Source organism: Mycobacterium sp. 852002-51057_SCH5723018 (genome assembly GCF_001667035.1).
Classification (GTDB): Bacteria; Actinomycetota; Actinomycetes; order Mycobacteriales; family Mycobacteriaceae; genus Mycobacterium.
In genome coordinates this window covers 1-25,444 of sequence record NZ_LZIR01000047.1, presented here as the reverse complement: position 1 = coordinate 25,444, position 25,444 = coordinate 1, and the positions used below count along the sequence as shown (strand labels likewise).

Annotated in this window: 17 protein-coding genes, 2 rRNA genes and 1 pseudogene; 9 read left to right on the top strand and 11 right to left on the bottom strand. The window is 66.0% G+C overall.

Annotation, left to right across the window (positions count from 1 at the left end):
• The first annotated feature begins 239 nt into the window (after nt 1–239).
• Together A5764_RS11090 and rrf are read left to right on the top strand one after the other, a co-directional pair.
• A 23S ribosomal RNA gene (locus A5764_RS11090) occupies nt 240–3,327 on the top strand.
• A 79-nt stretch (nt 3,328–3,406) separates the two neighbouring features.
• Nucleotides 3,407–3,519, top strand: a 5S ribosomal RNA gene (rrf, locus tag A5764_RS11085).
• Between the two features lie 60 nt (nt 3,520–3,579).
• Here rrf and A5764_RS11080 read toward each other — a convergent pair.
• The 3 genes from A5764_RS11080 to A5764_RS11070 all read right to left on the bottom strand — a co-directional run bounded on the left by A5764_RS11080 (nt 3,580) and on the right by A5764_RS11070 (nt 6,423).
• The gene (locus tag A5764_RS11080) at nt 3,580–4,077 is read right to left on the bottom strand and encodes a methylated-DNA--[protein]-cysteine S-methyltransferase (protein WP_067113063.1); all 498 of its coding nucleotides are present in this window, start codon (nt 4,075–4,077) and stop codon (nt 3,580–3,582) included.
• Nucleotides 4,074–5,561, bottom strand: a complete 1,488-nt coding sequence (locus A5764_RS11075; RefSeq protein WP_067113061.1) for a DNA-3-methyladenine glycosylase 2 family protein — start codon at nt 5,559–5,561, stop codon at nt 4,074–4,076. The genes A5764_RS11080 and A5764_RS11075 overlap by 4 nt, the downstream gene beginning before the upstream one ends.
• Before the next feature lie 145 nt (nt 5,562–5,706).
• A complete protein-coding gene (locus A5764_RS11070) occupies nt 5,707–6,423 on the bottom strand; it encodes a TetR/AcrR family transcriptional regulator (protein ID WP_231989679.1) in 717 nt (238 codons plus the stop codon).
• Between the two features lie 18 nt (nt 6,424–6,441).
• On the opposite strand from A5764_RS11070, the gene A5764_RS11065 reads away from it, so the two are divergent.
• Both A5764_RS11065 and A5764_RS27395 read left to right on the top strand, forming a co-directional pair.
• Nucleotides 6,442–7,539, top strand: coding sequence for an NmrA family NAD(P)-binding protein (locus tag A5764_RS11065; RefSeq protein WP_067113132.1), 1,098 nt, complete (start codon nt 6,442–6,444; stop codon nt 7,537–7,539).
• 89 nt (nt 7,540–7,628) lie between these two features.
• Nucleotides 7,629–8,025: pseudogene (locus tag A5764_RS27395) on the top strand (TetR/AcrR family transcriptional regulator); the annotation flags it as partial.
• Between the two features lie 26 nt (nt 8,026–8,051).
• Here A5764_RS27395 and A5764_RS28850 read toward each other — a convergent pair.
• The 3 genes from A5764_RS28850 to A5764_RS11055 form a co-directional block, all read right to left on the bottom strand.
• A complete protein-coding gene (locus tag A5764_RS28850; protein WP_197501320.1) occupies nt 8,052–8,195 on the bottom strand; it encodes a hypothetical protein in 144 nt (47 codons plus the stop codon).
• Nucleotides 8,192–9,589 (bottom strand): OFA family MFS transporter, encoded by a 1,398-nt coding sequence (locus A5764_RS11060; RefSeq protein ID WP_067113131.1) that lies wholly within the window; start codon nt 9,587–9,589, stop codon nt 8,192–8,194. Before A5764_RS11060 ends, A5764_RS28850 begins: the two co-directional genes overlap by 4 nt.
• Nucleotides 9,590–9,737: 148 nt before the next feature.
• Nucleotides 9,738–11,369 (bottom strand): adenylate/guanylate cyclase domain-containing protein, encoded by a 1,632-nt coding sequence (locus A5764_RS11055; RefSeq protein ID WP_067113057.1) that lies wholly within the window; start codon nt 11,367–11,369, stop codon nt 9,738–9,740.
• A gap of 45 nt (nt 11,370–11,414) precedes the next feature.
• Here A5764_RS11055 and nucS point away from each other — a divergent pair, with 45 nt between their 5' ends.
• Nucleotides 11,415–12,086, top strand: a complete 672-nt coding sequence (gene nucS, locus A5764_RS11050) for an endonuclease NucS (RefSeq protein WP_067113054.1) — start codon at nt 11,415–11,417, stop codon at nt 12,084–12,086.
• Between the two features lie 22 nt (nt 12,087–12,108).
• Nucleotides 12,109–12,417, top strand: coding sequence for a hypothetical protein (locus tag A5764_RS11045; protein WP_067113052.1), 309 nt, complete (start codon nt 12,109–12,111; stop codon nt 12,415–12,417).
• Here the strand turns inward: A5764_RS11045 and mce are convergent.
• Nucleotides 12,414–12,896: a methylmalonyl-CoA epimerase gene (gene mce / locus A5764_RS11040; protein ID WP_197501317.1), complete on the bottom strand. Its 483-nt coding sequence runs from the start codon at nt 12,894–12,896 to the stop codon at nt 12,414–12,416. The genes A5764_RS11045 and mce overlap by 4 nt on opposite strands.
• Nucleotides 12,897–12,974: 78 nt before the next feature.
• On the opposite strand from mce, the gene A5764_RS11035 reads away from it, so the two are divergent.
• Together A5764_RS11035 and A5764_RS11030 are read left to right on the top strand one after the other, a co-directional pair.
• Complete coding sequence (locus A5764_RS11035; RefSeq protein WP_067113048.1) at nt 12,975–14,156, top strand: acetyl-CoA C-acetyltransferase; 1,182 nt, start codon at nt 12,975–12,977, stop codon at nt 14,154–14,156.
• Between the two features lie 143 nt (nt 14,157–14,299).
• Nucleotides 14,300–15,214: a tetratricopeptide repeat protein gene (locus tag A5764_RS11030; RefSeq protein WP_067113045.1), complete on the top strand. Its 915-nt coding sequence runs from the start codon at nt 14,300–14,302 to the stop codon at nt 15,212–15,214.
• Nucleotides 15,215–15,238: 24 nt separating this feature from the next.
• On the opposite strand, the gene glgB is transcribed toward A5764_RS11030, so the two are convergent.
• Together glgB and A5764_RS11020 are read right to left on the bottom strand one after the other, a co-directional pair.
• Nucleotides 15,239–17,434: a 1,4-alpha-glucan branching protein GlgB gene (gene glgB / locus A5764_RS11025; RefSeq protein WP_067113043.1), complete on the bottom strand. Its 2,196-nt coding sequence runs from the start codon at nt 17,432–17,434 to the stop codon at nt 15,239–15,241.
• A 22-nt stretch (nt 17,435–17,456) separates the two neighbouring features.
• On the bottom strand, nt 17,457–19,550 hold the full coding sequence (locus tag A5764_RS11020; protein WP_231989677.1) for an alpha-1,4-glucan--maltose-1-phosphate maltosyltransferase: 2,094 nt from the start codon (nt 19,548–19,550) through the stop codon (nt 17,457–17,459).
• Nucleotides 19,551–19,903: 353 nt separating this feature from the next.
• On the opposite strand from A5764_RS11020, the gene glgP reads away from it, so the two are divergent.
• Nucleotides 19,904–22,522: an alpha-glucan family phosphorylase gene (glgP, locus tag A5764_RS11015; RefSeq protein ID WP_067113030.1), complete on the top strand. Its 2,619-nt coding sequence runs from the start codon at nt 19,904–19,906 to the stop codon at nt 22,520–22,522.
• A gap of 8 nt (nt 22,523–22,530) precedes the next feature.
• Here glgP and A5764_RS11010 read toward each other — a convergent pair whose 3' ends face one another.
• Entirely contained in the window at nt 22,531–24,516 is a 1,986-nt protein-coding gene (locus A5764_RS11010; protein ID WP_067113018.1) for an ATP-dependent DNA helicase, read from the bottom strand.
• A gap of 17 nt (nt 24,517–24,533) precedes the next feature.
• On the bottom strand, nt 24,534–25,444 hold a 911-nt coding region (locus A5764_RS11005; RefSeq protein ID WP_231989676.1), incomplete at its 5' end, for a nicotinate phosphoribosyltransferase.

The following is a 25,444-nucleotide window of genomic DNA, read 5'->3' as shown; positions in this document are numbered from 1 at the left end:
GGGTCTTCGCCTGTAGTGGGCGAGGCCGGGTGCGCAACAACAAACGAAGCCAGACACACTATTGGGCCCTGAGGCAACACTCGGATCGTTTTCGGAGTGGTGTCCCCCCATCTTGGTGGTGGGGTGTGGTGTTTGAGAACTGGATAGTGGTTGCGAGCATCTAAATGGATGCGCTGCCCTCCGAATATCGGTGCGGTGGCGAATCCATTAAATGTGTAATTTTTCTTTGGTTTTTGTGTTAGTAAGTGCTTAAGGGCGCATGGTGGATGCCTTGGCATCGAGAGCCGATGAAGGACGTGGGAGGCTGCGATATGCCTCGGGGAGCTGTCAACCGAGCGTTGATCCGAGGATTTCCGAATGGGGAAACCCAGCACGAGTGATGTCGTGTTACCCGCATCTGAATATATAGGGTGCGGGGGGGAACGCGGGGAAGTGAAACATCTCAGTACCCGTAGGAGAAGAAAACAATTGTGATTCCGTCAGTAGTGGCGAGCGAACGCGGAACATGGCTAAACCGCACGCATGTGTAACCGGGTAGGGGTTGTGTGTGCGGGGTTGTGGGATTGATATGTCTCAGCTCTACCTGGCTGAGGGGTAGTCAGAAAGTGTCGTGGTTAGCGGAAGTGGCCTGGGATGGTCCGCCGCAGACGGTGAGAGCCCGGTACGCGAAAACCCGGCACCTACCTTGTATCAACTCCCGAGTAGCAGCGGGCCCGTGGAATCTGCTGTGAATCTGCCGGGACCACCCGGTAAGCCTAAATACTTCTCGATGACCGATAGCGGATTAGTACCGTGAGGGAATGGTGAAAAGTACCCCGGGAGGGGAGTGAAAGAGTACCTGAAACCGTGCGCCTACAATCCGTCAGAGCCTCTTTATGGGGTGATGGCGTGCCTTTTGAAGAATGAGCCTGCGAGTCAGGGACACGTCGCAAGGTTAACCCGTGTGGGGTAGCCGCAGCGAAAGCGAGTCTGAATAGGGCGTCTGAGTGGCGTGTTCTGGACCCGAAGCGGAGTGATCTACCCATGGCCAGGGTGAAGCGCGGGTAAGACCGCGTGGAGGCCCGAACCCACTTAGGTTGAAGACTGAGGGGATGAGTTGTGGGTAGGGGTGAAAGGCCAATCAAACTCCGTGATAGCTGGTTCTCCCCGAAATGCATTTAGGTGCAGCGTTGCGTGTTTCACCACGGAGGTAGAGCTACTGGATGGCCGATGGGCCCTACTAGGTTACTGACGTCAGCCAAACTCCGAATGCCGTGGTGTATAGCGTGGCAGTGAGACGGCGGGGGATAAGCTCCGTACGTCGAAAGGGAAACAGCCCAGATCGCCGGCTAAGGCCCCAAAGCGTGTGCTAAGTGGAAAAGGATGTGCAGTCGCAAAGACAACCAGGAGGTTGGCTTAGAAGCAGCCACCCTTGAAAGAGTGCGTAATAGCTCACTGGTCAAGTGATTGTGCGCCGATAATGTAGCGGGGCTCAAGCACACCGCCGAAGCCGCGACAACCGCAAGGTTGGGTAGGGGAGCGTCCCTCATTCAGCGAAGCCACCGGGTGACCGGTGGTGGAGGGTGGGGGAGTGAGAATGCAGGCATGAGTAGCGATAAGGCAAGTGAGAACCTTGCCCGCCGTAAGACCAAGGGTTCCTGGGCCAGGCCAGTCCGCCCAGGGTGAGTCGGGACCTAAGGCGAGGCCGACAGGCGTAGTCGATGGACAACGGGTTGATATTCCCGTACCCGTGTGTGGGCGCCCGTGATGAATCAGCGGTACTAACCACCCAAAACCGGATCGATCATGCCCCTTCGGGGGCATGGAGGTTCGGGGCTGCGTGGAACCTTCGTTGGTAGTAGTCAAGCGATGGGGTGACGCAGGAAGGTAGCCGTACCAGTCAGTGGTAATACTGGGGCAAACCTGTAGGGAGAGCGATAGGTAAATCCGTCGCTCATATTCCTGAGAGGTGATGCATAGCCGATTGAGGTGAATTCGGTGATCCTCTGCTGCCAAGAAAAGCCTCTAGCGAGCACACACACGGCCCGTACCCCAAACCGACACAGGTGGTCAGGTAGAGCATACCGAGGCGTACGAGATAACTATGGTTAAGGAACTCGGCAAAATGCCCCCGTAACTTCGGGAGAAGGGGGACCGGCACACCGTGAACAGCCTTGCGCTGGGAGCGGGATCCGGTCGCAGAAACCAGCGAGAAGCGACTGTTTACTAAAAACACAGGTCCGTGCGAAGTCGCAAGACGATGTATACGGACTGACGCCTGCCCGGTGCTGGAAGGTTAAGAGGACCCGTTAACCGCAAGGTGAAGCGGAGAATTTAAGCCCCAGTAAACGGCGGTGGTAACTATAACCATCCTAAGGTAGCGAAATTCCTTGTCGGGTAAGTTCCGACCTGCACGAATGGCGTAACGACTTCTCGACTGTCTCAACCATAGACTCGGCGAAATTGCACTACGAGTAAAGATGCTCGTTACGCGCGGCAGGACGAAAAGACCCCGGGACCTTCACTACAACTTGGTATTGGTGTTCGGTACGGTTTGTGTAGGATAGGTGGGAGACTGTGAAACCTCAACGCCAGTTGGGGCGGAGTCGTTGTTGAAATACCACTCTGATCGTATTGGATACCTAACGTCGAACCGTATATCCGGTTCACGGACAGTGCCTGGCGGGTAGTTTAACTGGGGCGGTTGCCTCCTAAAATGTAACGGAGGCGCCCAAAGGTTCCCTCAACCTGGACGGCAATCAGGTGTTGAGTGTAAATGCACAAGGGAGCTTGACTGCGAGACTTACAAGTCAAGCAGGGACGAAAGTCGGGATTAGTGATCCGGCACCCCCGAGTGGAAGGGGTGTCGCTCAACGGATAAAAGGTACCCCGGGGATAACAGGCTGATCTTCCCCAAGAGTCCATATCGACGGGATGGTTTGGCACCTCGATGTCGGCTCGTCGCATCCTGGGGCTGGAGCAGGTCCCAAGGGTTGGGCTGTTCGCCCATTAAAGCGGCACGCGAGCTGGGTTTAGAACGTCGTGAGACAGTTCGGTCTCTATCCGCCGCGCGCGTCAGAAACTTGAGGAAACCTGTCCCTAGTACGAGAGGACCGGGACGGACGAACCTCTGGTCCACCAGTTGTCCCACCAGGGGCACCGCTGGATAGCCACGTTCGGACAGGATAACCGCTGAAAGCATCTAAGCGGGAAACCTTCTCCAAGATCAGGTTTCTCACCCTTTTAGAGGGATAAGGCCCCCCACAGAACATGGGTTCGATAGGCCAGACCTAGAAGCTCAGCAATGAGTGCAGGGAACTGGCACTAACCGGCCGAAAACTTACCAACACAAATCGCAACCACAATCCAGCGCCTAACAGCAATGTCGTGGCGCACCACACCCCCCATCAATACATTTAAATAGAGTTACGGCGGCCACAGCGACAGGGAAACGCCCGGTCCCATCCCGAACCCGGAAGCTAAGCCTGTCAGCGCCGATGATACTGCCCATCCGGGTGGAAAAGTAGGACACCGCCGAACATATACAAAAACACCCCCGGCGACGGGGGTGTTTTTGCATTTGCGCTGAGCCGGCCGAATTTAATCGAATAAAGTCAAATTCACCGCGGCGCGCTTTTTCTCCAATTCCAACAGGGTGCGCTTCCGGTCGAGCCCGCCGCCGTAGCCGGTCAGGCTTCCGCCGGCGCCAATCACGCGATGGCAGGGAACGACGATCGCGATGGGATTGTGACCGTTCGCCCAGCCCACCGCTCGGGCCGAACCGGGGGCGCCGATCTGTTCGGCGATCCGTCCGTAAGACCTGGTTTCGCCGTACGGGATCGTCAGCAGCGCCTTCCACACCCGGCGCTGGAATTCGGTGCCGCGAAGGTCGAGCTCGATGTCGAAATCGGTGAGCTCGCCGGCGAAATAGGCGCCAAGCTGGTCGACGGCGTCAGTGAATGCGCCCGGATCGGGTGACCAGCCCGCTCGGCTCGGCTCATGGGTCTGGTCGACCATCCGCAGGTTTGTCAGAACAGAGCCGCGCCCGGCCAGCGTCAGCGGCCCGATCGGGCTGTCGATGGTGCGGTAGCGGATCATGCGACCTCCTGTGGCGGCCAACGGTTTACGGGATGTTCGAGCGTGGTCCACAGATGTTGGACGGCGTAGGAGCGCCAGGGCCGCCAACGGGCGCTGTGCTCGATGAGCGTCGGCTGGTGCATCGGTAAGCCGAGCCGCTCGGCGGCCAGCCGAAGGCCGAGGTCGCTGGCGGGAAAGGCGTCCGGGTCGCCAAGGCCGCGCATCGCGATGACCTCGGCGGTCCAGGGGCCGACGCCGGGCAGTGCCAGCAATTGGCTGCGGGCGCTTGCCCAATCACAACCGGCGTCCAGGACGACGCTGCCGTCGGCGAGCCCGGCAACCAGGGCGCTCAGCGTCCGCTGCCGCGCCTTGGGCACCGCCAAATGGATCGGATCGATCTCCGCGAGCTGCTCGACCGCGGGGAAGGTGTGGGTCAATCCGCCCTCGGGATCGTCGACCCGCTGCCCATATGCTGCGACCAGCCTGCTGGCGTGGGTGCTCGCCGCCTTGGTCGAGACCTGCTGGCCCAGCACCGCCCGCACGGCGAGCTCGGCTTCGTCGACGGTGCGCGGAATCCGTTGCCCGGGCGCCTTTTTGACTACCGCGCCAAGGGCCGGGTCACCGCTGAGCGCGTCGATGACCGCCTCTGGATCGGCGTCGAGGTCCAGCAGGCGCCGGCAGCGCGCGATCGCCGTGGTGAGGTCGCGGAAGTCGTCGAGCATCAATTGGCAGCGGACGTGATCGACGGCCGGGGTCAGGCTGGCCACCGCGCTCCCGCGGGGCAGCCGCAGGCTCCGTCGGTAGGCACCGTTGTGGATCTCCTCGCAACCCGGCACGGTGCCGGCGGCCAGATGCCCGAAGACGCCCTCGTAGGCGAACGGTGTGCGCACCGGAAGCCGAAGGCTCAGCGCGCCAGGGGAATTCGAGTGGGGCGCGGACCGGGCCGCGGCGCGCTTGCGCAGCGCCGTCGGGGTGGTCTCGAACACCAGGCGCACGGTGTCGTTGAACTGGCGGATGCTGGAGAACCCCGCGGCGAACGCGACGTCGCCGAACGGCAGGTCCGTGGTCTCGATGAGCACCCGGGCGGTCTGCGCGCGTTGCGCGCGGGCGAGCGCGAGGGGGCCGGCACCGACCTCAGCCTGCAGCAGCCGCTCCAGCTGACGGGTGGTGTAACCAAGGTGGGCCGCAAGGCCGCCGACGCCCTCGCGGTCCACCGTCCCGTCGGCGATCAGGCGCATCGTGCGCGCGACGACGTCACCGCGCACGTTCCATTCCGGAGACCCCGGAGACGCGTCGGGTCGGCACCGCTTGCAAGCGCGGAACCCCGCCCGTTGCGCGGCCGCCGCGGTCGGATAGAAGCGGACGTTGCGGGCGAACGGCGGCCGCACCGGGCAGCTGGGCCGGCAATAGATCCGGGTGGTCAGCACCGCGGTGACGAACCAGCCGTCGAACCGGGCGTCCTTGGACTGGACCGCGCGGTAACAGCGTTCGAAGTCTTCGTGCACGCCTCCACAGTTACACCCGCCCACCGACAACACTGGCGGAAAACCGACATCGTGGTGGGCGCATGGCACATCACCGCCTTCGCCACCCGGCCAGCGCTGCCTGACGCGTCCCGTCGCGCCACCGGGCCACAGGGGTTGCGGGATCTCACCAGGTTTTGACGTCGGTCGCGATCGTCTCGGCCAGCTTCGCTGCGGCGATCGGGTCCACCCGGGCGGTGATCATGACGCCGATTTGTGTCGCCGCGAGAATATCGGCTTTGGCCTCGCGGTCGTGGACGCTTTCGGACATCCCGCCGAGTGCGTGGAAGATGGCGGCCCGCACGCGATTACGGTACTCCAGCACGACTTGGGCGGCCTCGGCGTCGAGGATATTCAGCTCCGTCGACGTGTTGGCGATCAGGCACCCGCGGGCCAGCAGCGAATGCGGTGAACTCTGCAGATTGGCTGCCTGTGCCAAAAAGTAGCCAACGATCTCCTCGCGACCGGCTCCGGTGGCCTCCATAGGCGCAAGGAGCGGCCAGATCAGCTCGTCCAGGTAGTTGCGAAGCGCGCGATCGAACAGGCCTCTCTTGCTGCCATAGCTCAAGTACAGGCTGGATCGGTTCAGTCCGGTCACCGCCTCCAGGTCGGCCAACGAGGTCGAGGCATACCCACGCTGCCAAAACAGGTCGCGAGCGGCACGCACCACCGTCGTGTCGTCGAACTGCTTCTGCCGGCCCACCCGGGTAATGCTACCGACGACTTGACTTATTGAACCGATTGATCCAGTATTGATTTTTGGGACCGATCGGTTCAATAACCGTTGGCGAGCCGGCTGGCACTCGCAAACGCAGGCCACGGCCTGCATCGCCTGCGCAACCACCCTATGGAGTCAACCGCCATGTCCACCCACACCGCCCCCACCGTCTTCGTTATCGGCGGTACCGGCGCTCAAGGAACGCCCATCGTGCGAGACCTCGTCGCCGACGGGAAGTACTCCGTTCGAGTCCTCACCCGTGACGCAGCCTCACCGCGGGCCCAAGCCCTGCTCGCGCTCGGCAACGTCTCCATCGTTGAGGGTTCATTCGCCGATGACAACGTCCTGCGGGAAGGGTTCCGCGGATGCGACGGTGCGTTCGTCAATATCGACGGGTTCAACACCGGCGAGAAGACCGAAACGTACTGGGCCATCCGCAGCTACGAGATTGCCATCGAGGAGGGCATCAAGTTCTTCGTCTACGGAAACCTCGACTACGCGCTCAAGAAATCGGGCTATGACTCCACCTTCCGCACCGGCCACTATGACGGCAAAGGGCGCATTGCCGAATGGATCCTGTCCCAGAACCAATCAAACGGGGACAGAATGGGTGCGGCGATCTTCACCTCGGGCCCCTACATCGAGATGGCCATCTCGCCACTGACGCCCATGACCCCCACCGTCGAAGATGGGGTTGTTATCTGGCGAGTCCCCCTCGGCCAGGGAGCCGTCCCGCACGTTGCGTTGGACGACTGCGGCTTCTACGTTCGCTGGCTTTTCGACCATCCCCGCCTCGCGAACGGCATGAACCTCGAAGTGGCGATCGCCCACCTGACCTACACCGAAATCGCGTCGGCATTTGAGAAGGTGACCGGGCATCGCGCCCAATACATCGACACTGATCTCGAGGACTATTGGAAGAACGGGCCACTCGGTGGCGTCGCGGACCTGCCGGCCGGCTACAACGCAGACCCAAACGACAAGAGCACCATGAGCTTTCGCGATAACTTCACCGGCTTTTGGAACTTGTGGAAGCACGGGATCATCACCCGCGATTATGCCCTGCTCGACGAGATCCACCCCAACAGGATCAAAACAGCAGAGGAATGGTTCAGACGAGAGGATCAGGCGGGCAGAGACCTCGGCAAGGGCAGTCTGTGGGAGCGGGTTCAGCCGGAGAATTGGAGCCTCGAATCCGCAATCCTCAAGGGCAGTGCAGATTTGAGGACAGGCAAGCTATAACCGAGGCGCCACAAGACTTCCGGTACGCAATCGCGGTGGCCGAAGTCGGCAAGCGAGGCGACGCTTGCTGATCAGACCCCGGGCGCACGGCGTTGCGCTACAACAGCTCGTGGGATGGTTTCGTGTGGTTCGTCGAACGAATGTGTGAAATAACCGCGACCGACCGCGGGATGCGAGAGATCGCCTTCAGCAAGGCATATGGCGGGGATCGCATCGAGGCCGCCCGCGTCCGATTAGTGCCGACGCTTTCGAAACTGGTTGAGCGCGTGCAAAATGACGGTTATCTGCGCCCGGAATTGGCGCCCACGGATATGCCTATCGTTGGATTGCTTGCCGGTACGGTGAGCGAGTTCGCCGGCCATGTCGACGGCGAGCTGTGGCGTCGCTATGTGGCCATCCTCCTCGACGGCATGCGTCGTCGACGCGCTCGGCGACGAGCAATTCGACGCGGTGATGCAAACCTGGGACCCCGCCGGCCGGCGCTGAGCGGCTCGCGACGGTGTCTGATCCGGTCAGGCGCTGAACAATTGGGTGACCTTCGACAAGAGCTGCCAGACGCCGTAGGCGAACGGCAGGGCGGCCCACAGCCAGGCCAGCGCGATGAGGCCTGGGCTCACGGACCGGACGGCCGGTGTTGCCGGGCTCGGGTTGGTCATGGTTGCGCCTCCGGCTGGTAGGAAACCGTCTCGGACGCCAATGAGGCGTCGTCGGACGGTGCGCTCTGGTGATGTGTGGGGCGCACCGGCCTGATCAGCTCGTTGCAGACCATCCCGACCACCAGCAGAGCGATCATCACCTGGAACGAGACGATGTACAGATCCGGCCCGTGCTTTCCGACCGCCTTCTGTGAGTCGGCGATGGCGTTGACGATCAGCGGCCCCAGCACGCCCGCGACCGACCAAGCGGTCAGCAGCCTGCCGTGGATGGCGCCAACCTCGTAGGTGCCGAACAGGTCCCGCAGGTAAGCCGGAATCGTGGAGAAGCCCGCACCGTAGAACGACAGGATCAGCACGGTGCACAGCAGGAAGGTCAGCTTGTTGGAGTTGGTCGTCAACGCCAGCGTCAAGTACAACAGAGCGCCGCCGCCGAGGTAGAACCGGTACATGTTCTTGCGCCCCAGCGCATCCGAGAGGGTTGACCAGCCGATCCGGCCGGCCATGTTGGCCAGCGACAGCAGAGCGACGTAACCGGCGGCCGCGGAGGCCAGCACGGCGGCGCGGGGGGCGGTGGGGAAGAAGTCCTGGTAGATCGGTGAGGCCTTCTCCAGGATGCCGATCCCGGCGGTCACGTTGAAGCAGAGCACCACCCACAGCAGCCAGAATTGCGGGGTCTTGATCGCGTTGGCCGCCGACACACCGGCCGTGGCGACCACCGATCCGGCCTTGTGCGGCTTGGGTTCCCAGCCGTCCGGCCGCCACCCCGGCGCGGGCACCCGGATCAACAGCCATCCCATCGACATGAACACCGCGTACGTGCAGCCCATCACCACGAAGGTCTTGGCGATGCCCGCGGTGCTGGTGCGACCGAACTCGTTGAGCAGGCTGTTCGACCACGGTGAGGCGATCAGCGCGCCGCCGCCGAAGCCCATGATCGCCAGGCCGGTCGCCATGCCGGGGCGGTCCGGAAACCACTTCATCAGCGTGGACACCGGCGAGATGTAGCCGACGCCAAGGCCAATGCCGCCGACGACGCCGTAGCCGAAAACCACGAGCCAGTACTGGCGGACGGAAACCCCGAACCCCGCGATCAGCAGCCCGCTGCAGAAGCAGACGGTGGCGACGAACATCGCCCAGCGGGGCCCGGAGTGGTCGACGCGCGTGCCGAACACCGCGGCCGAAAGGCCCAGCATCACAATGCCGATGGTGAACGGCATGGCGCTCGCCGTGCCCGAGACATGTAGCGACTTCTCCAGCGGGATCTTGAAGACGCTCCAGGCGTAGGCCGAGCCGATGGCGAGATGAATGGACAGCGCGGCAGGGGGAACGAGCCAGCGGCTCCATCCGGGTGCTGCGACGATTCTCGAACGGTCCAGCAAGCCGACGGTTGCCACGTACACCCTTCCGAAGGTCGAGGGGCCGGAGCTCCGGCCCGCCGTCACTATCGGTGTGGTGCACCCGCGGGGTCAAAACACTTTTTCTATTGTGCGATAACGGTTTTCTATCGTTCGAGCGCCTTGACGTTGACCACTGGCGTTGTCATCACGATTGCCGATCGGAGCCGGCGGTGTCCACGAGCGACGCCAGCCGGGTGGGCCGGTCGTGGCCACGGAGTGTCACGGTCTCGCCCAGGGACCAATGAGCGCTTTCGCTGTCGCTAGCACGCTCGAGCGCGTCGGCCGTCGCCAGCAGACCGCCCGGATGTGACTTCGCCAGCTCGCACAGTCGCGCGGCCTCGTTGACCGGTTCGCCGATCACGGTGTATTCGAATCGTTCTTTGGCGCCGACGTTTCCGGCGACGACCTGACCGGCCGCCACGCCGATACCCGCCTGGCATTCGGGGATTTCATCGCAGAGCCGGTCGGCCATGCAGCGGGCCGCCGCCAGGGCCGCGCCTTCGGGAGACTCCAGGCGGTTGGGAGCCCCGAAGATGGCCAGCGCCGCGTCGCCCTCGAACTTGTTGACCAGGCCACAGTTACGGTCCACCTCTTCGACGACGATCGCGAAGAATCGGTTGAGCAGCGCGACGACTTCGGCCGGGGGCCGGCGGGTGACCAGCTGCGTGGAGCCGATGATATCGATGAAGACGACGGCCACGTGGCGTTCTTCGCCGCCGAGTTTCGGCCGCTCCCGTTCGGCGGCCAGGGCAACCTCGCGCCCGACGTGCCGGCCGAACAGGTCGCGCACGCGTTCGCGTTCCCGCAGGCCATCGACCATCGCGTTGAACCCGCGCTGCAGCTCGCCCAGCTCGGTTCCGTCGAATACCACCAGGTCGCCCCGCAGGTCGCCCCGCTCGACGCGCCTGAGCGCCGCGCGCACCACCCGCACCGGTGTCGCGGTGAGCCAGGCCAGGATCCACATCAGCACGCATCCGAAGACCAGGGTGGCGAGCGCCACGATCAGCACGCCCACCGCGAACTCGGTCTCGGTCAGGTTTCGCATCACGATCTGGAATATCGCCAGGAGGGCGATGCCGATGACGGGCACGCCGGAACCCAGGAACCACACCACCATGGTTCGGCCCATGATGCCGGCCGACAACCGTCGTGGCGGCGGTCCCGCCTCGAGCGCCTGGGCGGCGACGGGGCGCAGCGCGAACTCGGCGAGCAGGTAGCTACCGGTGGCCACCAGAACGCCGCAGAAGCTCACCACGACGAGGAACCGCGGGATGAACAAGGTGTTGGCCAGGCCGTACAGCGTCGTGTAGACCACCGTCCCGATACCCCACAGGATGAGGTCATACATTGCCAGGCGCCACGGGGCCTGGAAGGTGTTGCGCTCGTCTTCGGCAGTCGGCGAGCGCTCCTCGATCGCCCAGCGCAACGAGAGCACGGTGCGGCGGGTGATCCAATAGGTGCCCACCGCCAGGGCCAGCGCGATGTAGGCCGGTGAGACGCCGAACGTGATCCAAGCCGGCGCGTCGGAGAAGATGCTCGGCTGGGGAATGGCGACTATGACCAACAGCAGCGCGACGCCGATGCCGAGCAGGTTCGCGCCCAGCACCAGCACGGTCATGATGACCTGGATGCGTATCCGGCGGCGCCGTTGGCTTTCCGACACCCGCCCCAGCAGCAGGGAGCCGTAGGCAGGCGTTTCTGGCAGGTGGCCGCTTTGACGGGTCACCTTTTCGAGCACCCGGCCCAGGCGCTGGGCCACGCTCTGGTTGGCCAACATCGTGGCGTCAGCCTAATTTGTGGGCCACGCTCTAAGGTGAGTCGGGTGCGCCTAGTGATCGCCCAGTGCACCGTCGATTACGTCGGCCGGCTCACCGCACACCTACCATCGGCGCGCCGGCTGCTGCTGTTCAAAGCCGACGGGTCGGTCAGTGTGCACGCCGACGACCGCGCCTACAAGCCGCTGAACTGGATGAGCCCGCCGTGCTGGGTGACCGAAGACGCCGGCGGCGAGGTGCCGGTGTGGGTGGTCGAGAACAAGGCGGGCGAACAGCTGCGGATCACCGTCGAGGAGATCGAGCACGACTCCAGCCACGACCTGGGCGTGGACCCGGGCTTGGTCAAGGACGGCGTGGAGGCCCACCTTCAGGCCCTGCTCGCCGAACACGTCCAACTGCTGGGTGAGGGATACACGTTGGTCCGCCGCGAGTACATGACCGCGATCGGGCCCGTCGATCTGCTGTGTCGCGACGAACGGGGCGGCTCGGTCGCGGTGGAAATCAAGCGGCGTGGCGAGATCGACGGGGTCGAGCAGCTCACCCGCTATCTCGAGTTGCTCAATCGCGACAGCGTGCTGGCGCCGGTCCGAGGGATTTTCGCAGCCCAGCAGATCAAACCGCAAGCGCGCACTTTGGCCACCGACCGCGGGATTCGTTGCCTCACATTGGATTACGACAAGATGCGCGGCATGGACAGCGACGAATACCGGCTGTTCTGACCTGCCCGATTAGACTTGCGACATGGCTCGGCGCCGCACCCCGCCACGTCGGCAGCGGCCGGCGTCGCTGTCGCCGGCCTTACGCCGGGTGGAGACGGGACCCGATGGCCACGACTACGAAGTGCACCCCGTCGCCGCGGCCCGCGCGCTCAAGACCTACCGGTGCCCCGGCTGCGATCACGAAATCCGTTCCGGCACGGCGCACGTGGTGGTGTGGCCGGCCGACTCACCGCTGTTGGGCGCCTCGCCAGGGGTTCAAGAGCGGCGGCATTGGCACAGCCCGTGCTGGGCGAACCGCGCCAATCGCGGCCCGACCAGGAAGTGGTCTTAGTTTCGGGCGGTTTCCGAGGCCGGCTCGACCAGCTCGATCAACACGCCACCCGCATCCTTGGGATGGATGAAGTTGATCCGCGAGTTAGCTGTGCCTCGCCTGGGCGCCTCGTATACCAGGCGGACATCCTGGGAGCGGAGCTGCTCGGAGAGGCTGTCCAGATCGCTGACCCGAACGGCCATCTGCTGAATGCCCGGGCCGCGCTTGTCGAGGAACTTCGCGATCGTCGAGGAGTCGTCGATCGGGGCCATCAGCTGGATCTGTGCGGTGCCCTTCTGGGCGCCGCGCACCGCCAGCATGGCCTCGCGGATTCCTTGGTCCTCGTTGACTTCCTCGTGCACCAGGATCATGCCGAGGTGGTCGTGGTACCAGGCGATAGCAGCGTCGAGGTCGGCGACTGCGATGCCGACGTGATCGATCGCCGTCACCAATGAGGTGGCCAGCAGCTGACGGGCGTCAACTTGATCGGTCGTCATCACACCACGGTAACGTGGCAGCAAAGATTCCGCTTCTCCAGGTTGCGGAATCGGCCGTTTGCGCACGCCCAGGAGGAGCTCATGACGACGTCGGTGATAGTTGCTGGGGCACGGACGCCCATCGGCAAGTTGATGGGTTCGCTGAAGGACTTTTCGGCGAGCGATCTGGGCGCCATCGCGATCACGGGCGCGCTGGAAAAGGCGAACGTACCCGCCTCCGCCGTCGAGTACGTGATCATGGGCCAGGTGCTGACGGCCGGGGCCGGCCAGATGCCGGCCCGGCAGGCGGCGGTGGCGGCCGGCATCGGCTGGGACGTTCCGGCGCTGACCATCAACAAGATGTGCCTGTCCGGAATCGACGCCATCGCGCTCGCTGACCAGCTGATTCGGGCCGGAGAGTTCGACGTGGTGGTCGCCGGCGGCCAGGAGTCCATGACAAGGGCGCCGCACCTGCTGATGGACAGCCGCGCGGGCTACAAGTACGGCGACGTCACGGTCCTGGACCACATGGCCTACGACGGCCTGCACGACGTGTTCACCGACCAGCCGATGGGCGCGCTCACCGAGCAGCGCAACGACGTCGACAAGTTCACCCGCGCCGAACAGGACGAGTTCGCTGCCCGGTCGCACCAGAAGGCGGCCGCGGCGTGGAAGGACGGCGTCTTCACCGACGAGGTCGTGCCGGTGAACATCCCGCAGCGCAAGGGCGATCCGCTGCAGTTCACCGAGGATGAGGGCATCCGCGCCAACACCACCGCCGAGTCCCTGGCCGGCCTGAAACCGGCGTTTCGCCGCGACGGCACCATCACCGCCGGTTCGGCGTCGCAAATCTCCGACGGCGCGGCGGCGGTCGTGGTGATGAACAAGGCGAAGGCGCAGGAGCTGGGGCTTTCGTGGCTGGCCGAGATCGGCGCGCACGGCGTTGTGGCCGGACCGGATTCGACGTTGCAGTCGCAGCCGGCCAACGCGATCAAAAAGGCGCTCGCCCGCGAGGGAATCTCCGTCGACCAGCTGGACGTCGTGGAGATCAACGAGGCGTTCGCGGCGGTGGCGCTGGCCTCGACCCGGGAACTTGGCGTCGATCCCGAGATCGTCAACGTCAACGGCGGCGCGATTGCCGTCGGGCACCCAATCGGCATGTCCGGGGCCAGAATCGCGCTGCATGTTGCGCTGGAGTTGTCCCGCCGCGGCTCGGGGTACGGCGTCGCCGCGCTGTGTGGGGCGGGCGGCCAGGGTGACGCTTTGATACTGCGCGCCGGCTAGCCACGCTGGGGCGCTTCGACCGCCCCCGTCTGAGTTGCTGGCGGTTAGCTGTGTCGGCCAGTTGTGATCTTCGTCATATCCGCCGCTCAGCGCCGCCGCGACCGGGTGGCTCGGTCACCGACGGGCATGACAAACTTAACGGCGTGACGCGTCCGCGATCCTCGATCGGGCCCGCGCTGGCTGGCGCGGTCGATCTCTCCGGTCTCAAGCAGCGAGCCCAGCAGAACGCTTCTTCGACTGGCCCCGCCGGGGGTTCGGCGCCGGCACCGCCGGGCGCCACGGAGGTCACCGAGGCCAATTTCGAGCAGGAAGTGCTGATCCGGTCCGACGAAGTGCCCGTCGTGGTCTTGTTGTGGTCGCCCCGCAGCGACGCGTGCGTCGAGCTGGCGGACACGCTGTCCGCCCTGGCCGCCGAAGACAACGGCAAGTGGTCGCTGGCGACGGTCAACGTCGACGTGGCGCCCCGGGTGGCGCAGATATTCGGTGTGGACGCGGTCCCGACCGTGGTGGCCCTGGCCGCCGGGCAGCCGCTGTCGAGCTTCCAGGGCCTGCAGCCGCCCGATCAATTGCGCCGCTGGGTGGACTCGCTGGTTTCGGCGACCGCCGGGAAGCTAAGGGGCCCAGGAGATCCCGGGGAAGCCGGGGAAGTGGACCCGGAGCTGGACCGAGCCCGCCGACAGCTCGAGGCCGGCGACTTCGCCGCCGCCAAGCAGTCGTATCAGGCGATCCTAGATGCCAATCCGGCCAGCGTGGAGGCGAAGGGCGCGATACGCCAGATCGACTTCCTCGCGCGCGCAACCACGCAACGCCCCGACGTCGTCGCCGCCGCCGATGCCGCGCCCGACGACATCGACGCAGCCCTCGCCGCCGCGGACGTGCAAATTCTCAACCAGGATGTCGGCGCGGCGTTCGACCGCCTGATCGCCTTGGTGCGCAACACATCCGGCGATGACCGTACCCGCGTGCGTACGCGTCTGATCGAGCTGTTCGAGCTCTTCGACCCCGCCGATCCCGAGGTCATCGCCGGGCGGCGCAACCTGGCCAACGCGCTCTACTAGCGCTCGCCAGGGGTGAAGTCGCCCCTATTCGGGTTCCAGCCACAGCGCCGACGACGGCGGCAGGACCAGCACCGCGGAAGCCGGGCGTCCGTGCCACGGGTCTTCCGTGGCGTCGACGCCGCCCATGTTGCCGATTCCCGAGCCGTTGTAGACCGTCGCGTCGGTGTTGAGCACCTCGCGCCAGCGGCCGGCCGACGGCAGGCCCAGCCGGTACCCGCCGTGCTCGGCACCCGCGAAATTGAATACGCAGGCCATCACCGAGCCGTCACTTCCATACCGCAGAAAACTCAGCACATTGTTGGCGGAGTCGTTAGCGTCAATCCAGGAATAACCGTCGGGAATGGTGTCTTGGCTCCACAGCGCCGGATGGCTGCGGTAGATCTCGTTGATGTCGCGTACGAAGCGCAAAATTCCGTTGGAAAAACCTTGCTCGTCAAGCTGCCACCAGTCCAGCCCGTTTTGCTCGGACCACTCGGCGCGTTGGCCGAATTCTTGGCCCATGAACAACAGCTGCTTACCGGGGTGTGCCCACTGGTAGGCGAGCAGGCTGCGCAGCCCGGCGGCCTTGACGTGGTTGTTGCCCGGCATCCGTCCCCACAGCGTGCCCTTGCCGTGCACCACCTCGTCGTGGCTGATCGGCAGCACGTAGTTCTCGCTGAACGCGTAAAGCATCGAGAAGGTCATCTCGTGGTGGTGGTAGCTGCGGTAGATCGGGTCGCGGCCGATGTAGTCGAGCGTGTCGTGCATCCAGCCCATGTTCCACTTCATCGAAAAGCCCAGGCCGCCAAGGTTTGTCGGCCGCGTCACTCCGGGCCACGATGTCGACTCCTCGGCCACGGTGACGATGCCCGGCGCGGCCTTGTGCGCGGTGGCGTTCATCTCCTGCAGGAATTGCACCGCCTCCAGGTTCTCCCGCCCGCCGTAGATGTTCGGCGTCCAGCCGCCCTCGGGGCGCGAGTAGTCCAGGTAGAGCATCGACGCGACGGCGTCCACCCGCAGGCCGTCGACGTGGTACTCCTCGAGCCAGTACAACGCGTTGGCCACCAGGAAGTTGCGCACCTCCGGACGGCCGAAGTCGAAGACGTAAGTGCCCCAGTCGAGTTGTTCGCCCCTCTTGGGATCGGAGTGCTCGTAAAGCGGGGTGCCGTCGAACCGCCCCAGCGCCCACGCGTCCTTCGGGAAGTGGGCGGGCACCCAGTCGACGATGACGCCGATGCCGGCCTGGTGCAGCGCGTCCACCAGGGCCCGGAATTCGTCCGGGCTGCCGAATCGCGACGTGGGCGCGTAGTAGGACGTGACCTGGTATCCCCACGACCCGGCGAACGGGTGCTCGGCGACCGGCAGCAGCTCGACATGGGTAAATCCCTGTTCCACAACGTATTCCGTCAGCTCCTGGGCGAGCTGGCGGTAGCTCAGTCCGGGACGCCACGAGCCCAGATGGACCTCGTAGGTGCTCATCGGCTCGAACACGGGGTTGCGTTGCGCGCGCTGCGCCAGCCACTCGGCGTCCTGCCACGTGTACTCGCTGAGGGATACCCGCGAGGCGGTGTGCGGCGGCACTTCGGTGGCGAAGGCGAACGGGTCGGCCCGCTCTGTGACGGCACCGTCGGCGCCGTGCACGCGAAACTTGTAGAGACCGCCCAGCGGGAAGTCGGGCCAGAACAACTCCCACACGCCCGACGAACCCAGCACCCGCATGGGAGCGTCGTTTCCGGTCCAGCCGTTGAATTCGCCGATCAGGCTGACGCCCTTGGCGTTGGGCGCCCACACCGCGAACGACACCCCGTTGACGACGCCGTCGGCCGTGTTGAACGAGCGGGGATGGGCCCCAAGGACTTCCCAGAGCCGCTCGTGGCGGCCCTCATTGAACAGGTGGAGGTCGACCTCGCCCAGGGTGGGCAGGAAGCGGTAGGCGTCGGCGACAACGTACGGGTCGGAACCCTCGTACGTGATCTCCAGTCGATAGTCGATCAGGTTCACGAACGGCAGCGCCACCGCGAATAGGCCGGCCTCGATGTGCTGCAACGGGAATCGGTCGTCACCGACCAGGGCGACGACTTCGCGGGCGTGTGGCCGGTACGCCCGGATGACGGTGTGGTCGTCGTACTCATGGGCGCCCAGGATGCCGTGCGGGTTGTAATGCGCACCGGCCACCAGGCGCGCCAGGTCGGAAGGGTCGGGGGCCAGGTGCTTGCTGGCGAGTTGTTCGGTTCGGCTCATATTCTTCCCCTTTCGGGCCCTGTCACCTCCTGCGCAACAACGTGTTTCGGGTTTCGTGCGGTATGAGTGGCATGTTGATGATGTGGGCGACCGCCTGCGCAGGGTCCAGGCGAATGTAATTCGTCGCCCCCCATTGGTACTCCTGGCCGGTTATCTCATCACGCACCCAGAACCGCTCATAGGGCTCCATACCCAATGCCGCCGTGTCTAACCACAGCGTGGCCTCCTCCGGCCCGAACGCGTTCAGTGTCACTACCACCAGCACGCAGTCGCCGGTGGCCGGGTCGAACTTGCTGTAAGCCAGCAGCGCATCGTTGTCCACGTCGTGGAAATGGATGGTGCGCAACTGCTGCAGCGCGGGATGCACGCGGCGAATCGCGTTGAGTTTCTTGATGAACGGCTCGAGTGATCTGCCCTCGGCGAGCGCGCCCTCGAAGTCGCGGGGACGCAATTCGTACTTTTCGGAGTCCAGGTACTCCTCGCTGCCCTCCCGCACCGCGCGGTGCTCGAAGAGCTCGTAGCCCGAGTACACACCCCAGGCGGGGCTCATGGTCGCCGCCAGCACCGCGCGGATGGCGAACATGCCCGGGCCGTGGTGCTGCAGCGCCGCGTGCAGGATGTCGGGGGTGTTGACGAACAGGTTGGGCCGGCGGAAATCGGCGAGGGCGGCGATGTCGTTGCCGAATTCGGTGAGTTCCCACTTGGCCGTGCGCCAGGTGAAGTAGCTGTAGGACTGCGTGAAGCCGAGCTTGGCCAGGCCGTACTGGCGGGCCGGCGGCGTGAACGCCTCGGACAGGAAGAGCACGTCGGGGTCTTGGTCTTTGACCTGAGCGATCAGCCAGGCCCAGAAGTCGGGCGGCTTGGTGTGCGGGTTGTCGACCCGAAAGAACTTGACGCCGTGGTCCACCCAGTGCCGGACCACGCGCAGCACCTCGTCGTAGAGGCCCGCGGGGTCGTTGTCGAAGTTGAGCGGATAGATGTCCTGATATTTCTTCGGCGGGTTCTCCGCGTAGGCGATGCTGCCGTCCGGCAATTCGGTGAACCATCGCCGGTGTTCGCGGGCCCACGGGTGATCCGGTGCGCATTGCAGTGCCAGGTCCAGGGCCACCTCCATGCCGAGATCGCGGGCGGCGGCGACGAAGTCATCGAAGTCGTCGATGGTGCCGAGCTTCGGGTGAACGGCGTCGTGGCCGCCCTCGTCGCTGCCGATCGCCCACGGCGACCCCACATCTCCGGGCGCGGCGGTGGGGGAGTTGTTGCGGCCCTTGCGGTGCACCTTGCCGATCGGGTGGATGGGCGGCAGGTAGACGACGTCGAACCCCATGTCCGCAATCCGCGGAAGCTGCGCGGCCGCGGTGGCGAACGTGCCGTGCACGGGCCTGCCGTCGGCGTCCCACCCGCCGGTGGAGCGCGGGAACATCTCGTACCACGAGCCGAACCGGGCCAGCGGCCGGTCCACCCACACCCCGTACTGTTCGCCGCGGGTGACCAGATCGCGCAACGGATACGTCGCCAAGATTTCTTCGATCTCGGGTGACAGGGCCAGCGCGGTGCGCGTCACCGGATCCCCGGGGGTGCGCAACGTCTTGGCGGCCGCCAGCAGCGGATCGCGCCGGGCGCGCGGCACCCCGGTTGCGGCGCGCTCGAACAGCGCGGCCCCGATCAGCAGGTCGTTGGACAGTTCCTTCTCACCCTGGCCGGCGTCCAGCTTGGCGACCAGCCCGTGCCGCCAGGAGTGGATGGGGTCGCCCCACCCGTCGACCCGGAAGGTCCAGAGCCCGACGCGATCCGGGGTGAACTGACCGTGGAAAACGTAGGGCTCCAAGCCCTCCGTCATGGGAACCAGCAACGGCTTGACCCGTTGCTCGGCGACCTTGCCGTCCAGCGCGGCCACGGTACGCTCGGGCGCTTGAACCGCCTTGATCCGCCGGGTTTCCGCCACCTGCGGATAGCGCGGCCCGAGGTAGCGCACGACCAGGGTCGCCGCGACAGCCTCGTGGCCCTCACGCCATACCGCGGCGCTGACCGGGACGATCTCACCGACCACGGCCTTGGCGGGGTATGCGCCGCAGGAAACGACGGGCGCGACGTTGTCGATCTCGACACGACCGGGCACAACCACTCCGTTCGATTTCTCCGGTTCCTCCTCGGCCCGCTACGCGCGCCGAATCGTCACCGTCGGGTTCGATTTCTCCGGTTCGATATCTCCGGTTCCTCTTCGGAACGCCGCGCGGTCCGTGATGGTCACCGGGGATGTTCCGATTGTGTGCGGCCAAACCGCGGTGTGCTGCGTCGCGGAATGCCTCGCGTCTAGAAACTTCCTGTCGTGGGGGACTTCGTGTGATGGGGAAGCATCGTTGCCGCCCCAACAACTACCCGATACCCACCCTAGTGTCCGGTCACACACCCGAAGGCGAACGGCCATCGGTCGTCCTGCGAGCTTCGGAATCCTCAGTAAGGTAGTGACGTGTGAAAGCCCTTCGCCGCTTTACCGTCCGTGCTCATTTGCCCGAGCGTCTGGCCGCGCTGGATCAGCTCTCGACCAACCTGAGGTGGTCGTGGGACAAGCCGACGCACGACCTGTTCGCGACCATCGACCCCACGCTGTGGGCGCGGTGCGGCTCCGATCCGGTGGCCCTGCTCGGCGCGGTGAACCCCGCGCGGCTCGACGAGTTGGCGCTCGACGAAGGATTTCTGGGCAGGCTCGACGAGCTGGCGGCCGACCTGAACGATTACCTGAGCCGCCCGCTGTGGTATCAGCAACGACAGCACGAGGGCGTCCCGATGCCGGCCGCCATCGCCTACTTCTCGATGGAGTTCGGCGTCGCCGAGGTGTTGCCCAACTACTCGGGCGGCTTGGGAATTCTGGCCGGTGACCACCTGAAGTCGGCGTCCGATCTGGGGGTCCCGCTGATCGCGGTGGGCCTCTACTACCGCTCCGGATACTTCCGGCAGTCGCTGACCGCCGACGGCTGGCAAAACGAGACCTACCCGTCGCTCGACCCGCAGGGGCTGCCGTTGCGGCTGCTGACCGACGCAACGGGCGTTCCGGCGCTGGTGGAGCTGACGCTTCCCGATTCCGCGCAGCTCCGGGCGCGGATCTGGGTCGCGCAGGTCGGTCGCGTCCCGCTGCTGCTGCTGGACTCCGACGTCCCGGAGAACGAGCACGAGCTGCGCAGCGTTACCGACCGTCTTTACGGCGGCGACCAGGAACACCGGATGCGACAAGAAATCCTGGCCGGCATCGGCGGGGTGCGGGCGATCCGCGCGTTCACCGCCATCGAGGGGCTGCCGGCGCCGGAGGTGTTCCACATGAACGAGGGGCACGCCGGTTTCCTCGGTGCGGAACGCATACGCGAGCTGGTGACCGATTCGGGATTGGACTTCGACACGGCGCTGACCGTGGTGCGGTCCAGCACGGTGTTCACCACGCACACCCCGGTGCCCGCCGGCATCGACCGGTTCCCCGTCGACATGGTGCGGCTCTACTTCGACGACCATCTCGCGGGCAAGGCAGACGCCAAGGATGCGCCCGCGTTGCTGCCCGGCGTGCCGACCGCGCGGATCATCGCGCTGGGCGCCGACGACGATCCGACCAAGTTCAACATGGCTCACATGGGGCTGCGGCTGGCGCAGCGGGCCAACGGCGTCTCGCTGCTGCACGGCCGGGTGAGCCGGGCCATGTTCAACGAGCTGTGGCCGGGGTTCGACCCGAGCGAGGTGCCGATCGGGTCGATCACCAACGGCGTGCACGCGCGCACCTGGGCGGCGCCGCAATGGTTGGAGCTGGGGCGCGAGCTGGCTGGTTCGGATTCGTTCAGCGACCCGGGAGTGTGGCTGCGACTGCAGCAGGTCGACGCGGGCCACCTGTGGTGGATCCGCTCGCAGCTGCGGTCGCTGCTGGTGGAGGATGTCCGGCGGCGGTTGCGCAGCTCATGGTTGGAGCGGGGCGCGTCGGACGCCGAATTAGGTTGGATAGCAACGGCTTTCGACCCGAACGTGCTTACCATCGGGTTCGCTCGACGGGTGCCGACCTACAAGCGGCTGACGCTGATGCTGCGTGACCCCGAGCGGTTGGAACGGCTGCTGCTCAACGAGGAGACGCCGATGCAGCTGATCGTCGCCGGGAAGTCGCACCCGGCCGACGACGGCGGCAAGGCGCTGATCCAGCAGGTGGTGCGTTTCGCCGACCGCCCGGAGGTGCGCCACCGCATCGCCTTCCTGCCCGACTACGACATGTCGATGGCCCGACTGCTGTATTGGGGCTGCGACGTGTGGCTGAACAACCCGCTGCGGCCCCTGGAAGCCTGTGGCACCTCGGGGATGAAGAGCGCGCTCAACGGCGGGTTGAACCTGTCCATCCGCGATGGTTGGTGGGACGAATGGTACGACGGCGAAAACGGTTGGGAGATACCGTCTGCCGACGGCGTGGCCGACGAGTCCCGTCGCGACGACCTGGAGTCCAGCGGGCTCTACAACCTCTTGGAACAGGCCGTGGCACCGAAGTTCTACGAGCGTGACGAGCAGGGGTTGCCGCCCCGGTGGATTGAAATGGTGCGCCACACCCTGCAGACCCTGGGCCCGAAGGTCCTGGCCTCCCGCATGGTGCGCGACTACGTCGAGCAGTACTACACGCCGGCGGCGCAGTCGCTGCGCAAGACCGTCGCGCCGGGCGACGAACATGACGCAGAGTTCGGGGCGGCACGGGAGCTGGCGGGCTACCGCGCACGCGCCGGGGAGGCGTGGCCCAAGATCACCATCACCGACGTCGACAGCACCGGCCTGCCGGACATCCCGGTGCTCGGCTCGAAGCTGACCTTGACCGCGACCGTGCACCTGGCCGGCCTGAGGCCCGACGAGGTCACGGTGCAGGCGGTGGTGGGCCGGGTCGACGCCAGCGATGCGCTGCTGGATCCGGTGACCGTCGATATGGCGTACACCGGCACAGCGGAAGCGGGCAACCAGGTCTTCTCCACCACGACGCCGCTGCCGCTGGCCGGCGCGGTCGGCTACACGGTGCGCGTGCTGCCACACCATCCCATGCTGGCAGCCAGCAACGAACTCGGCCTGGTCACGTTGGCTCGATAGCAGGCCCGTTAGGCGCGCAGCCGCTCCAGCGCCGCGCGGACCTGTGCGGGGTTGGTGGTCTGCCAGAACGGCGGCAGCGAGGCGCGCAGGTAACCGCCGTACCTCGCGGTCACCATCCGGGAGTCCAGCACCGCGACCACGCCGCGGTCGCTGACGCGGCGCAGCAGCCGGCCCGAGCCTTGCGCCAGCAGCAGGGCGGCGTGGGTGGCGGCGACGGCCATGAAACCGTTGCCCCCGCGCGCGACCACCGCCCGCTGCCTGGCGCCCAGCAGCGGGTCGTCGGGCCGCGGGAACGGGATGCGATCGATCAGCACGAGCGACAGCGACGGCCCGGGCACGTCGACGCCCTGCCACAGCGACAGGGTGCCGAACAGCGAGGTCTCGGGGTCGGCGCTGAACTGCTCGACCAGCGCAGAAGTGCTGTCGTCGCCTTGACACAGCACCGGCGTCGACAGCCGTTCGCGCATGGCCTCGGCGGCAGCCCGGGCGGCCCGCATCGACGAGAACAGCCCCAGGGTGCGGCCTCCGGCGGCGGTGATGAGTTCGGCGATCTCGCTCAGCTGCTCGGCCGAGCCGGTGCCGTCGCGGCCCGGCGGGGGCAGATGGGCGGCCACATACAGGATTGCGGACTTGGCGTGCTCGAACGGCGATCCGACGTCCAGGCCCCGCCACTTCGGGTGGTCGTCGGCGTCCCCACCGCTGAGGCCCCACGCGGCGGCCATCGCGTCGAAGGACCCGCCGAGCGCCAGCGTTGCCGACGTCAGCACCACGGTCGACCGCGAGAACACCTCGTTGCGCAGCAAGCCGGCGACCGACAGGGGCGCCACCCGCAGCACGGCCCGCGGGGAGCCCCGGTTGTCCTCGTGGTCGAGCCAGGCCACGTCGGTGCGATCCGGGATGGCGGGGCCGAACGACGTCAGGATCCGCGACGCGGTATCGGAGATTTCGCTCAGTGCCGCAACGGCTTCGGCGCGGGCCGACGCCGCCTTCGCGTCACTGGTGGTGTCGATCGCCGATCGCGCCGCGGTGGCCACGTCGCGCAGCGCGGTCAGGTATGTCGCCATCTCCTCGTCCAGGCGATCGATCCGGCCGGGCTTGGCGTCGTGGAGCGCGGCGGCCAGGTTGGCCGTCGTGGCCTCCAGCCGCTGGGTCAGCTCCGGATCCACCAGCCGGGTGATCCGCCGGGACACGACGCCGAGGGCGGACGGCGTCAGCTCCGCGGTGGCCACCGACGTCACCCGGTCGACCAACTCGTGCGCCTCGTCGACCACCAGCAGCGCATGTTCTGGCAGCACCGCCGAATCGGCGACGGCGTCGATGGCCAGCAACGCGTGGTTGGTGACGACAACATCGGCACGGCCGGCCTCACCTCTGGCCCGCTCGGAGAAGCACTCGGAGCCGAACGGGCAGCGGGCCAGCCCGAGGCATTCCCGCGCCGAAACGCTCACCTGAGACCAGGACCGGTCGGGTACCCCGGGCTTCAGGTCGTCGCGGTCCCCGGTGCCCGTCGTCGATGCCCAGGCGGTGAGCCGTTGCACGTCGCGGCCCAGCGCGGTGGCGGCCATGGCGTCGAACAGCTCTTCCTGCGGGCGTTCGCCTTCCGCGTCCGTCTCGTCGGCTCCGCCAGCAATATCACCGTGAATTTTGTTCAGGCACAGATAGTTTCGCCGCCCTTTCAGTAGCGCGAACCGCGGGGGGCGGGGTAGCGCATCGGCGAGCGAATCGGCCAGCCGGGGCAGGTCGCGATCGACGAGCTGGCGCTGCAGCGCGATCGTCGCCGTCGACACCACGACCGGCGCGTCGTCGCTGACGGCGCGGGCGATCGCGGGCACCAAGTAGGCCAGCGACTTGCCGGTGCCGGTCCCCGCTTGCACGACGAGGTGCTCGCCGGTTTCGAAGGCCCGCTCGACCGCCAGGGCCATCTCCACTTGACCGGGGCGCTCGGTGCCGCCCAGCGCGGCCACGGCGATGGCGAGCAATTCGGGCACGGACATGCTCACGTCTGGCCGGGCTAACTCGGTACGCGCCGAATCTGCGTCGTCGGGATCGCCGGGTCGCCGTGCGAGAGGTTCAACCCCTCCCACGGCAGGCTGCGCAGGCCGGAAGCCACCAGCTCGCGCGCCGCCTGAAGGTCCGGGCGGGATACCACCTCTCCGCCACGGACCAGCGGCGTCGTCAGCACTCGGCACGGATCGGTGGTATCGGGCGGCTGGCCGGCGGGGTGTATCACCTCTTCGGTGATGGTCCCGGTCGGGCGCGACAGCCGCAGCGCTTCCTTGCGGCCGCCGGTGGATTCCTTGTGGCTGCTGCGCTTTTGCACCGGCATGCCGTCCACCTCGACCAGCTTGTAGACCATGCTCGCGGTCGGTGCGCCCGAACCGGTCACCAGCGACGTGCCGACGCCGTAGTTATCGACCGGCTCGGCGCGCAGGGCGGCGATGCTGAACTCGTCGAGATCGCCGGACACCACGATGCGGGTTTGCGTGGCGCCCAGCCCGTCAAGCTGCTTGCGCACCTGGCGGGCCAGCACCCCGAGTTCGCCGGAGTCGATGCGCACCGCACCGAGCTTGTCGCCGGCGGCGGCCACGGCGTTGGCCACGCCGTTGGTCACGTCGTAGGTGTCCACCAGCAGTGTGGTGTCGACGCCCAGGGCGTCGACCTGGGCGCGAAACGCCGCCAGCTCGTTCGGGCCGTCCGGCTGGGTGTGCAGCATCGTGAACGCGTGTGCCGAGGTGCCCTCGGCGGGTATGCCGTATCGGCGCTGGGCCTCCAGATTGGAGGTGGCGGCGAAGCCGGCGATGTAGGCGGCGCGGGCCGCCCCCCCCCCCCCCCGCGCGGGGGGGGGGGGCGAGGACAAAAAGAACCCCCGCCCCGACGAGGCGGCGCGGAACCAGACAGCCCCCCCCGCCGCCGAGGCGGGTT